Here is a 13729-nt window from a genome sequence, read left to right as displayed (position 1 = left end):
CGCCAATATTGTCGAATATTCATAAAATTCTCTAAACTTGTTAATTTTTACATTTTTGTAAAATCTTCCGATATAATAAATAACATTACTTTAGCATGATTCTTGTTTTTTATTATTGGCACGAATATTGCTATGTATTAGTAGGTGTCTTTATTGGGAGATTATATGCATGTACGTAAAGTTCTTTCTTTCACTTCGCTGGCCATGTTGGCACTCTTTATTGCCAGCTGTGATCTTTTTACTGCAGGGCTTGGCGCTAAGGTAGACTTGGAACCGCCCTTAGCTAAAATTATAGCACCTACACCGAATAGCTATGTTAATGGAGAATCCTTTTCCGTATCCGGTACAGCAAGCGATGATAATGGTATTACAAGCCTTACCATCCGTGTAAAAGATACCTCAGGAAACGTAGTTAAAACTACAACGGTTACACCGAATACAAATGGCAATTGGAGTAGCACCTTTACGACAAAAAAAGCATCGGACCCCTCAGATGCACTCAATGATGGACAATATACTATTGATGTAACCGTTTCTGATGGAAAAGGTAAAACCCAGAATACGTTTACTTCAGTAATAATCGATACGATTCCTCCCACCGTATTAGTTACAAGCCCCTTGAGCAAAACTGGATCCCAATACACCGATGCAATTGATGTTAAAGGTGAAGTGTATGATGCTACCACTGTGAAAGACGTAAAAGTATCATTGTTAAAAGCAGATGGTTCTATCCTTGCTGGACCAGTAACTGCAGATGGGACCAATACCTGGACTACTCGGTTTGAACTGAAAGATAAAATAGCTGGTCTCCAAGACAACGAAACCTATTATTATAATGTTGCTGTTACTGATGCCGCAGGCAATAGTAATACCTATTACTATCACCGTGTTGATATATTGGAATCAAAAAATGATGTAAACCCCAATGCCTATTTCCCCGCCATGGATGAGATTGGTAAAATTGATCAGCTTGGGATTAAAGGTGCAACATCGGGTATAACTGCAGCAACTTTATCTAAAAAACGATTATCCTCCGTCCCCAATTTTGGAAGCTTTATCTATGAAGCTGAACCACAGATTGATTTTCAGTTCACTAATATTGATGTTTTAAAAGATGCGGAAAAAAATCTGCTACCTCCAAAATCCAAGGTGAGCGGTATTGTTACGCCTCCTGCAGACACCGGCGCTATCGATAAATATGATGCAGATTCAATAAAGATAGAAATTTATGACTATAATGAACATCTCATCAGTACCCTTTTAGGAAATGATGCCCATGTTACCTTGCTTTCTATTGGCAATTCGGTAAACTTTTCTTTTGCACTCGTCGATAACGCAGGTTCAGATTTGCCACCAGCAAAATATAAGTTAAAGATGTATGCAAAAACAGATCAGAATACTACAGGCCATACCAATTTCTTCGAACTTATGATCGATGCTGAAGCTCCTTATTTCGAAGAAACCAGCATTGATGCAAATAACATGTTTAGGAATGCTCCTTTTACCATGAGTTTTGATGGCAGTCACTCAACACAGATTGCAAAAATAGAAATTTATCAGGCAAAGGGAAGTGAGCTGTTCCCATCAACCCCGAATGAAACGATTACTGCTGGTCTTCCTGCTTCAAACTTTACTAATAAAAAAAGTGGATCTTTACCTTATGGGGTAGCAACGGAGGGATTGTATAAATACCAGGCAGTACTTACAACAGTAGGCGGGAAAACGGCAACGTTACTCCGTTCTGTATATTATGACACCACCCCGCCCAATGTGGAAATTACTAGTTTTAATAAATATGCTACAGCAAACAAGGTGAATAAAACTGTTACCTTTAATGCCATAGCCGGGGACCTCTATGGTGTTGAGGGCGTGAAATATTTCATCAGTACCAATGGCAGCAATGCGCCGGCCTATGATGCGACGGTAGGTGGAGCCATTGTGCAGGTGCTTGCCGGGCAGAGTATCGACACTACGACCTTGACCGATGGTACAACCTACTACCTGTGGGTAGTGGCGAAGGATAAGGCGGGGAACGAAGGACATGCCGCAGCCCAGCAGTTTGTGGTAGACCAGAGTACGGATAAGCCGGTGGTAACCTTTACGTCGGTGGACCCGACTGTAATAACGGAAGATAAAATTAGAGACACTACAACTAATCCGATTACTATTAAGAATCTTCTAGTTTCGGGCGGAAAGATCTCTGGAACCATTACGGATGACGACGGGCTACCTGATACTGCGACGTTGTATATAGATAAAAATAAGGATGGAGACTTTACCGATTCAGGTGAAGCAATAAGCCTTGATCTCGCTGGTTCTAATCTTACTAAGAGCTTTTCTTTAGATATAAGTGATCCAGACGTAAGTGTTCTATCTGAAGGCACCTACCGTTTTTATATTGATGTAGCGGATACAGCTGATGGCGAACACAATGCATCCATGACGCCGATATGGTTTGCCTATGATACCGCGGTGCCAACGGTAGTGTTTAATCCGAAGGCGACCGACGATAATGCTGTTGGCCCCTACCGGAATGGGGACTTCACCGTGCAGGGTACGGTTCTAGATGCGAACGGTATCAGCAAGGTCGAGTTCAGCTTTGATAACGGGACCACTTGGGAGAACTTTAACATAACTGCAGATCCTGGTGAGAATAAAGCCTGGACGAAGACAATTACCGCCGCAAGCAATAACGGCGAAAAGACCCTGGTGGTCCGGGCCACGGATAAGTTTGGGCGAAAAAATCAGAGCAGTGCTGTAACGGTATGGATTGATACTATAGCACCAACAGTATCAATTACTAATCCTGGTTCCTTTGTTGCCGGACTAACTGTTACAGTTGCCGGTACAAGCAGTGACAGTACCGGAGGTAGTGGCATACAAAAAATTCGCTATCGAGTTGATGGAGGAACCTGGCAAGAGGATGTGCTAGGTACTACCAATTGGCTTGCTACCCTCGATTTAGATACGGACGGTGCAGGCGATGATAGTGGATTAAGTGAAGGCCTTCACACTATTGAAGCCCAAGCGATTGACAATGCGGGGAACCTAAGCTCTGTAAAAAGTATAACCCTAATGGTAGATCAGAATGTACCTACTATCACAAATATTACAATTGATGGTTCTGTGTTTAACGATGATACTACCGAATACCGTACTTCAAGTTTTTCCCTTGGTGGAACTGCCGTTGATACCAATGGAGTAGCTTCGGTTTCTATTACCCAGAAAAAAGAAGGGGGTACAACTACAGTTGATATACCAGTGACCTTAGGTTCAGGTACTACTACGAAAACTTGGTCTGCCGCTAACATTACATTACCTGAAGAAGGGTCGTTTATATACACCATAACAGTTACCGATGTGGCCAATCGGAGCACCAGTGTAGTACGTAAGGTAAGCAGGGATACCCAAAAGCCCGTTGCCCCAAGCATAACGAATCCTGGTAATACATGGCTTTTCGGATCTACCTATGAAATTAAAGGTACCGCAAGCGATGTGGGCTCTGCGGGTATTGGTACTGTGTACTATGTTATTGGACCAGTCACAGGTTTTACACCACCTGCAGATCTAGGGAGCTGGACCCCTGCCAATGGGAAGGAAAGTTGGAGTGATACAATAAATCTGACTGGTCTTGGCGTCGGTGAAAAGAAGCTCTTTGTAAAAGCTGTCGATAAGGCTGGCAATATTTCTGACCAAACAGAATTGATCTTTGGAATTGATCAAAATACCCCAGTAATTACTTTGAATACCCCTTCGGGGAACCTGGCTAATGCTGCAATAACCTTTACCGGGACTGCAAGTGATGATTACCTGGTGGATCACATAACGGTGGCTGAGAAAAAGCCCGGTAATATAAACTTTACCGATATTGGAACTGCTGAGTACAACAGTGGAACCGGCGATTGGAACTATAACCGAAATATCACGGGACTATCCGATGGCATTTACGAGTATCGTTTCACTGTATTCGATAAAGCAAATAAGCCCTCATCGGTAACAAAAACAATCACCATTGATACTACATCACCGGTAGTAAGTTTTAATCAACCTGCGCCGTACATCAATCTGAGTGGGACAGTCTATGGAAATGGCCTTATGACCTTTTCCGGATCTGCCAGCGACACCAATGGCCTTGGATCTCTTTTCTATCGGGTTGGTGGTGGTTCATGGCAACCGGTGGGATCCGATCCCTACACGACCTTTACGTTTACAGTTGATACAACTGCATACTCTGATAAAGCCGATCTAACCGTAGAGGTCAGGGGCATCGATAAGGCTGGAAACAGTGGTATAGCCACCTATACCATCAGGGTAGATCAGGACACGGATAAACCGGAACTTACCATTGGTAGTCCCGCTGAAGGTGCTACCGTAGCAAGTCAAACCATCACCATTAGCGGTACCCTTACCGATGATGATGGGCTTAATTCTGAGACACTTTACTATCGGCTTAGTGCAGATAATGGAACTACCTGGTCCCCTGACTGGACCCAGATACCCGCTTCAAACCTTTCTGGTTCCAGTACCAGTAAGACCCTCAGTAGTTTTTCCTTTACTAACAGTATTGATGGTGCAAAGATCCTGCAGATTAAGATATCCGATATTAACGGAAAGGTTAACACCAAAACCATTGCCTTTACCCAGGATGCGGGTGCTCCAACCATAAGTGGTATTAGTCCTGCAACGACAGGGTATCGAAACGCAGATTTCATGGTAAGCGGAACTGCTACTGATACAACTGGTACGGTAGCAGCGGTTCGATATAAGGTCGTTAAAGATGGTGCTACAGTGGTGGTAAACTGGACCCCCTGTACTCTTACGAATCCCAATACCCCAAGTACTTCCTTTAATACCAACCTTATCCCCACTGCAAGTGGTACCGGTATCTATCAGGTTACCCTCGAGACAGAAGATAATGCGGGCAATAAACGGCAGGAAAGCTATGCCTATACGGTAGACCGGACTGCCCCTACAGGAAGCTTTACCAGCCCTGGAGTAGGAAGCACAACTAACAACATCATCACCCTTTCAGGGACCAGTACCGATAACTATGGTGTTCAGGCCCTTCGGCTTGCCATTGTGAAGGGTGGTGCTGAGGTTGCGAATCTTGGTTCACCTACCGGCACTACCGAGTGGACCCTCAGCTTTGATACCCGAAATTATGATGAGACTACCTACGCAACCCTTATAAGCGGCAGCCTCTATGAAATAACCCTTAGACTCATTGTAACCGATGTGGCAGGTAATAACACCAATGTTGATCGGACCTTCCGCATAGATCAGAGTACCGATGTGCCTCAAATAAGCTTTACTACCCAACAAAATACGTTCCTTTCTGATTCAAAGGTCTATGGAACTGCCAGCGATGATGATGGAATTGCATCTGTCGAGGTCAGTACCGATAATGGTATAAGCTGGATAAGCCTTACAGCGCCCACAGGAGGATGGGGTACTACGGCGAACTGGAACTACGACCTTGGAGCAAATGATGGTACCTATACCCTCATTGTCCGGGTTACCGATACCTCAAGTCCCGCTATTACGGGATTGAGTTCTGCCGCTACCTTTAAGGTTGACCGGGAAGCCCCTGATGGCACCTTCACTGCCCCTGATGCAAACAGCAAACTTAAGGCCAGTGAACTCGTGTTCACAGGAACCTACGGAGATGAAAATGGTGTATCAAAGGTAGAACTTAAAATCGATTCTACCGACTTTACCAGTGGTACTGTCCTTGCTACCATGTCGAATGGTTCAGGCAGTATCAGTGGTACCTGGTCTTATACCTTCACTACTATACCAGACGGGACACGAACTATATATGCCCGTATTACCGACGCGGCGGGTCGGACAACACTGGTGAGCCGAACTGTTGTGGTAGATACTACGGGACCTGTGGTGTCCATCATCGATCCTGTGGAATTAAGCAGTGTCTACGGTAAGGTAACCATCCGGGGAAGTGCGGAAGATGCTACGACTCAAGTTCGGAATATTAAAATAGGAATTGGTAAGACTGTAAACGAAACGAACTATGAGGGTAGCCCCTGGTATCCTGCTACTGGAACGGTAAGCTGGTCCTATACCTTCAATAACATCAATGCCTATGCCAATACCACCTATGCGGTTGATATTGGAGACACTGATGGGGATGGTATTCAGGATGCTGGTGAAACATGGCTTAACATTTGGCGGATGAAAGTATATATCCGGGCGGAGGATACCGCAGGTTTGTCTGGGACTGGAAATATTGCCTATGTATCCTCCTATACCCTGGAAATTGATCCCAACCGTGACCGGCCTGAGGTAACTATTTTGGATCCCGACGATGGTGCTACGGTTGGTGGTTACAAACGGATCTTTGGTATTGCCCAGGACGGACAGTCCATCTGGAAGGTTCAGATTGCCTTTGATATAAACAACGATGGGGACTTTACCGACGTGGATGATAAGTGGCCCAGTATCTCTGGCTTTAACCCGCCCTCGGTAGATGAAAATGATAGTTCCACTACTGCCTGGTATGTGGTGAATGGAACCACAAGCTGGTACCAGACCATCAATCTCTATGGAGAATTCAACCCAACGGGCACCGCAACAACGAAGACCATCAAATTTAAGGTACGGGCCTGGGACTATAAGACTACTCCTGGCGATGGAATCCCCGGAATCGAAGTAATCCGGACCATCACCTTTGATAAGACGGTACCGCAATACGCTGACCTCTCCCATGAAACGAATAGTACCGTGGGTGGAAGTTTTACTATCACTGGTTATGTACGGGACGAAAGCGGCTTGCAGAGTATCATCTTTAAGCACGAAGGTCCCCGAATTTCCAGTCAGGAACTAATTGGAGCCCCTGCTGGCGGACCCCGGGCAGTACTGGTGAATAGCGGAGAACCTGGCTATGTGGCGGGCTACCAGACCTACCGGATCGAAGTCCCGATTAATACAACTGAAGCAGGGCTCTTCCCCAATTCATCTGGAATTATGGCTGTAGCCTTTGATGCCATCGATACGAGCGGTTTCCACAGTATCCAGAGTCTCAGTTTTAATGTGGATAATATTCAGCCCACGAATCTGACCTATACGGCTGGCACAGAAATCATTGGGAGCCAGGCAGAAGTCCAAGGTACGGTGAAGGATACAGGCGTGATCTCCGGCATTAAGCAGGTAGTGGTCTACCTGCAACAGGGTACGAGTGTACTTCGTCTTAAAGGAACCGGAGTTGCAACGCTTCCCTTTAGCGGAGTCCTTGATCTTAATGATCCTACTTACGATGATTACCGAATTGTTATTGATAACCGCCTGGAAGATGGTAACGACAGCGGTTCTGCTGGTGATAAGGACGGCTATGCAGAGTGGCTTACCATTAGCGGAGGATCTTACCAATGGGCGGCCCAGTTCAATTCAACCTTAGTAGCAGATGGCAAGGTAGAAGTTCACTATGTAGCCTACGACTTTGCGGGGAATAATGTGAGCGGTTCGACCAATGCCTATGTGGCCAATCATAAGCCAATTATTACATCCATCGTACTTGGTACTGATCTGAATGGAGACGGGGATGTGCTTGATGCGAACGAACAGACCAGCCCCATCTCAAATGGTTATGGTGCCACGAACTTTACCGCTCGAGGCAATAAACTTTACTTTAAGATAAATTCTACCGGCGGAAATGGAACTATACGCTACTCCGTAAAATATGGCGTAACTGAATACAACAGCAACTTAACTTCTAGTGAGGTTACAATAGATACAAGTGGCTTTGTTGATAGTAGCAGTTCAAATGACCGTACATTTACTATACTGGTCTATGATAGTACCACCAGCGATGATGGTGACCCCACTGATGAGCTGAGTGGTACCATTACCGTGGGCCTTACCATCGATAACGTGGACGAGGTGGCCCCAACGGCGAGACTGAACCAACTGTCCGCAACTGATGTAAAGGACTACAATGCCAGTGATCGATCTGTATGGAAGGGCCATATAGAACCCTGGGACCAGAGCCCCTGGGATAATCAGAACTCAGGCTTTAACAAGACCAACGAAGTCTTTGGTAACGATGCGGACGTAAGTGGGACCATTGTGTTCAGTGGTGAAGCCTCTGACAACCAGCGGATTTCTGCCCTCTATATATGGATCGATTTAAATGGAAATGGTGTGGTTGATGGCACTGAAGAACAACAGGTTGCAGAATTCAGTAGCAGCAACAATGGGCTCGTGGCCAGAACAAATACCCTGGGAACCTGGAGTGCCACCAGTCAGAGTCTGAGCCTGGAGTCAGGGCATACTGTAAGCTGGAAATTCGAGTGGGATAGTAGCACGGTAAATGGGGTAGCCAGGAGCAATGTGCGCATCCGGGTCCGGGCTGAAGATGCAAAGGCAGGGTCTCCCAATAGTTCTATACAAACCCCGACCAGCCCTAATGATACAACAAGCCTTACCGGCGGCTTTAACATTATGAAAGTGGATGTGGTGCCGTATATTACCGATGTAGTAACGCTCCTCAACACTTTGCTCGGCAGCGACTACAACAGAAGCGCTGACGGTAAATACCCGGTATGGGTTAAGACAACAGGCACCGCAAGTTATGAAACAATCACAGTAAAGGGCTTTAATCTCGCGCCGACTACTCTTACTGGAGCCTTAAGTGATATCCGCATTTCCAAAGATCCTGACGCCTATGACGCGACTTACACAACAAAACAGGGAACAGGATTGACCGCTGTAATAGTTACCGCGAACCGGGAACTTACAGTAACACTTGCCACAGGAGGAAGCGGATACCTGACAATAATAGCAAACGGAATTCCAAGCTTGAACAGCATCAACAACGACACTCTACCCACCAATGCCATGGTTACTCCGCTCCTGCAAACTTCTCTCAATGATGATGTATATTTATCAGTCTGGGACTACAATCCGCTAAGGCTTAACGCATCTGCTCCGCGTGCGAAAAACGCTGTATATCCTTCCATGGCAATGAGCGGAAACACTCCACAATTTGCCTATGTTAACAACTCGGAAGGCTATGGTCTTGCGCAGTATTGGGACGGAACAAGCGAAATTAAAATATATGAAAACTGGGACTTGTTTACCTTTACCTCGCTTGCGCTTAATACTGACAATAATCGGGCTGCGCTTTATGACATCAATGTAGTTCAGCTGGGAACCGATTTTATCGGTGATAAAGGTGGTATTATGGTTAATCTATACTACAATCCGCCAAACACAACTTGGAATGGCACCACCTATTTTTACCGTGATTACAATGTTTGGTTAGATAATCTTTACAAATCCGGAAATCTTGCCGTTCTTGACCGCTACCAATATCCTACTGTTAAGCTAGTTGGCAACAGCTCTTTAAGCCATGTGTTCTACTCTACTTACGACTCAATAGATGACAGGATTATTTTCCGTTACTTTAAAACGGGAACCAACCAGACCAGTGTCGGCGGCGGAGTACCGGCAAATGCGACCAAAGTAACCGATACTGCTACTAACCTTTATGTTAATAATACCGAAATTATTCAAAGCAATCAAAATGGTACCTGGCCTGTTTACACTGATAACGAAACCAATAACCGTAGATTTAACCAGAATAATAATGCTGGTAATACCAACGCGGGACAATACATCGGCACCGGTACCAATCTAGGCATCTACTCCGCGGTAGTAGGTGTTAGTACTGGCGCTAGCACGGCTCGTGCTGTGCTTATTTACTACTCAGGAACAACGCTCTATTACATTTACGCCACAAATGACGCCAATACAACATGGTCAACACCGGTGTCGCTTGACACAAATTGCGGCGGTGCTTTTGTATCGGTTGTTGTCGATAAAGACAGTCATGTGCATATCGCGTATCAGGATTCTTTCAATGGTGATGTTGTGTATATCTATATACCAACATACAACGATCCCACTACAAGGAAACGCGTTATCGTGGATTCATACTTGACAGTCGGTGATAAATTAACGCTTACCGTCCCGACAAACAGCAATACACCATATATTTCTTACAAAGGTGTCGGGAATACAGCCAAGATTGCCTGGTACAAAGGAACTCCGGATATTGCAACACTTACTGATGGTGTTGTTGACTCATCAGGCAAGCTTAATGGCAAGTGGGAGGTTCAAATACTACCATACAGGATTATTGACAGTGATACTAACAGATTCAATGTCGGTGTTGGTACAAATGGCTTGCCAGTTGTAGGATATTGCAACAATATTCCCGGTGCAAAGGGGGTGGAATATCTTACTGCATTAGCAGAATTAAATGAATAATTCAGATCAACAATAGACACACTAGATTTAAGCGCCTCCCACGAGGCGCACCTGAAACACCGAAAGGAATAGAAATTGAATAAACAAACCATACGGTCAACCAGAAAAAAAGAGCCACGATCTACAAACCAGAGGGGCAAGCAACCAGGCCTGCCTGCCCTTGTGCTAGGAATCTTGTTGCTTTTAGCAGGCGTATTCTATGGCGGACTTTGGGTATATGGCCGTTCAGTCAGCCTTATACATGTTCCCACAGAGCTTGCAAGTTCGCTCAGTCCCTGGTGGGCCGGCTTTAAAAAGCAGGTGGTCGTTCAAGGTTCTATAGAACAGGCTCCCTGGTATCTCAGGCTCAGCAATCGGGATAGGTCTTTTATAGAAGTTCGGCCCTTCAATGTAGAGCGTAAAGGTCTTATTACAGGAAACAGTCTATTCCCACAAAAGGATATACAAGATATCTATATAATGGACCCTTATGTTTTCTTAGTTCCCTACCAGAGCGAGGGGGAAACTGGTTTACAAGCAATAACCAACACAATGGTTCATACCATCAACAATAAATCACTAGCTGACTGGCTTGCAAAAATTTATAGCCCTGGCCCCTTTGTTATCCTTATAAACGGTGGTAACGACGATGATTTCTTTGCCTTTCTAACGGTGCTCTATTCGGGCCTTTCGGCGGATAAAGGGGATTCCTTGCCCCAGCTTTTTGTACAGGCCTATGAAACAAAGGACCCTACTGTTTTAGGTTTTGCTCAGGGGAGTACAGTAACTTTCGACCTAACATCCCCTTTCTTTTCTAGTGGTCCCGGAAGAGTCCTCCTCACAGCCCTTGCAGACTTACAAGATGCTGGGTATATGCCTTCCCAATGGCAATATTATACACAGGGTGATCTAGAAAATCAGATGGATATTGTAAAAGAGACTATGGTTTTATTTGGCCCCTATAGCTATAAAAAGACAAATTATACAACCCGACTTCTTGCCTGGCGAGTGAAATTAGTAACCGATATACAGGGGGCTAAACCACTATTTCCCCTTAGGCTTATCAACCTAAGCCCCTTTGGCAACCATATTTTAAAAACTGATACAGCCCTTTTTGATTATATGAAAACAAAGGAAGCTCTGAGGACTTTAAACGAAAAAACACCCTTTCTTGCTATTTCCTTCGATGCCCCCCTGCTTAACAGGGACCATCGCATGTTCTTAGACAGTATTATCAGGAGTACCGTGGTTCCCTGCAATATAGGAACTGAAAAAACTTCTACCCTAAGGGCGGAATGGCTTTCAGCTTTCAGAGCCTTACTAAAAAACCAAGCAAAAAAATAACCAGCCCATCACCCACAGTCATCCCTGTAACTGTGGCCTTCACCATCTCTCCTACTATTTTTCTTGTATTTGTAGCGCTATTGCATAGACTATACAATGGGAGGCTTGCTCATGAACATTAAGACTAAATTTACCATCAGCATCCTCTTGGTGCTTGTCCTTGGTTTTGGCATTACCCTTCTGGTGAACCAGATGAATCTATCCAATACAATGAAAAAACAAATCCATGAAAAGATGGGCCTTACGGTCTATAAATATATACAGGACTTTAATCGCTACACCGACAGCCAGCTTGCTACCGCCAGGACCCTTGGAAAAATCGGCGGCATCGTCGGAGAATCCCTGCGGGACAAAAAAGGCATGAGCCCCGAAGGGGCCATCAACCTCTTGCTGTCGACCTTAGGATTCCAACCCCTGGCGGGCGGAGGGCTCTTTTATGATAAGGGCGTTATCCCCGGATATGAATTTTTTGGACCCTATGCATCATACAGCGATGGAAAGTTTCAGCTCGATGAGACGTACATCGGGCTTCCTGAAAAACAAACAACTCTTTACAAAAGAAGCAAATACAGAGATAATCTCAATAAGAAGTGCACGGAAGAAAGGGGTAAGGCCTTAAAAAGCGTGCACTTTACTATGGGGTAACGATGTATAAGGAAAAGGAACAGGTACCTGAGTTTGAAGACTTTTATGTACCCTTCGGAGGACATTTACGAGAAGATAATCGATGGGTACGATTAGCCGCAATTATTCCATGGGAAGAGATAGAAGCTGAATATAAAAAATGTTTTTCAAAACGAATTGGAAGAACAGCCAAGACCGTACGGCTCGCCTTGGGATCATTATTGATAAAAGAGAAATTACAATTAACAGATGAAGAAACGGTAGAAACAATACGAGAGAACCATTACCTGCAATATTTTTTAGGATATGAATCTTACAAAGATGAAAAACCCTTTGATCCAAGCATGATGGTTCATTTTCGAAAACGGCTTGGACCTGATGCAATAGCACAGATAAATGAGTTGATAGCGAAACGGTATCAAGAACAGGTAGAAGCAGAATCTGAAAAAAAACAGAACAAAGAAAACCAAAAGGATGACCATGATCATGGAAATCGAGGGCAACTCATTATAGATGCCACGTGCGTCCCCCAGGATATCCGGCATCCCCATGATGTCACTTTATTGGATGAAGCGCGAAGGAAAACAGAAAAGATAATTGATACGTTATATGAAGCGAGTGAGCTCACCATAAAACCACGAACCTATAGAAAACAGGCCCGTATCAAATATCTCAATTTTATACGAGGGCGACGAAGAACAAAAAAAGAAATACGCAGAGCGATTCGGACCCAACTCCAATACATACGACGTAATTTACGGACTATCAATGAATTACAAAACAAGGTTCCCAGTACAACGTTGAGTGCAAAACAGCGACGTGATCTTATCGTGATACATGAGGTTTACCGGCAACAGGTACAGATGTATAAGGGAAAGACCCATTCGATATCGGGAAAAATCGTCAGTATCAGTCAACCCCATGTACGACCAATAGCCCGAGGTAAAGCAAAAGCGGCCTTTGAATTCGGAGCAAAACTATCAGCATCGATGACCGAACACGGGATGATTTTTATAGATCGATTACAATGGGAACCCTATAACGAACAAGAAGATTTGCCAACACAAATAGAAAAATATAAGAGGCGATGTGGTCGATATCCGGAATCGGTGCATGCCGATAAAATATATCGGACACGAGCAAACCGAGCCTATTGTGAAGCTCGAGGAATACGATTGTCTGGACCACCCTTAGGCAGACCGATTAAAGAAACATTAGAGAATAAAAAGATAGTACGACAGCTACGAAAGATTCAAAGACTTGACGAAGCCATTCGACAAGCGATTGAAGGTGGCTTTGGATATATGAAACGAAAGTTTGGTCTTGGTACAATCTATGAAAAATTACGCGAAACTAGTGAAACAGCAATTATGGTATGTGTATTGCTGACCAACTGTGAAAAAATCCTGAGGGATCTTTTTATGCGCTTTTTATTTTTACTTGGTTTTAAACCTCATAAATCATATTTGAAAGTTTTAGTATACTAAATTAAACCCAT

4 protein-coding genes are annotated in these 13729 nt (G+C 44.4%); all 4 read left to right on the top strand.

The window, feature by feature from the left end; all coding sequences use genetic code 11:
• Positions 1 to 165 precede the first annotated feature (165 nt).
• The 4 genes from SPICA_RS10145 to SPICA_RS10130 all read left to right on the top strand — a co-directional run bounded on the left by SPICA_RS10145 (position 166) and on the right by SPICA_RS10130 (position 13718).
• On the top strand, positions 166 to 10284 hold the full coding sequence (locus SPICA_RS10145; protein ID WP_013969415.1) for an Ig-like domain-containing protein: 10119 nt from the start codon (positions 166 to 168) through the stop codon (positions 10282 to 10284).
• A 75-nt stretch (positions 10285 to 10359) separates the two neighbouring features.
• Positions 10360 to 11607, top strand: a complete 1248-nt coding sequence (locus tag SPICA_RS10140) for a hypothetical protein (protein WP_041396211.1) — start codon at positions 10360 to 10362, stop codon at positions 11605 to 11607.
• Positions 11608 to 11718: 111 nt separating this feature from the next.
• Positions 11719 to 12252, top strand: coding sequence for a hypothetical protein (locus SPICA_RS10135; RefSeq protein WP_013969413.1), 534 nt, complete (start codon positions 11719 to 11721; stop codon positions 12250 to 12252).
• 2 nt (positions 12253 to 12254) lie between these two features.
• Positions 12255 to 13718 (top strand): IS5 family transposase, encoded by a 1464-nt coding sequence (locus SPICA_RS10130; protein WP_013967564.1) that lies wholly within the window; start codon positions 12255 to 12257, stop codon positions 13716 to 13718.
• Positions 13719 to 13729 lie beyond the last annotated feature (11 nt).

It is taken from the genome of Gracilinema caldarium DSM 7334 (assembly GCF_000219725.1).
Classification (GTDB): Bacteria; Spirochaetota; Spirochaetia; order Treponematales; family Breznakiellaceae; genus Gracilinema; species Gracilinema caldarium.
This window is presented reverse-complemented; position numbering and strand designations above follow the sequence as displayed.

Excerpts from the sequence above, each read along its gene's own strand:
- SPICA_RS10145 (WP_013969415.1), top strand. The coding sequence starts at position 166 with ATGCATGTACGTAAAGTTCTTTCTTTCACTTCGCTGGCCATGTTGGCA.
- SPICA_RS10135 (WP_013969413.1), top strand. The coding sequence starts at position 11,719 with ATGAACATTAAGACTAAATTTACCATCAGCATCCTCTTGGTGCTTGTC.
- SPICA_RS10130 (WP_013967564.1), top strand. The coding sequence starts at position 12,255 with ATGTATAAGGAAAAGGAACAGGTACCTGAGTTTGAAGACTTTTATGTA.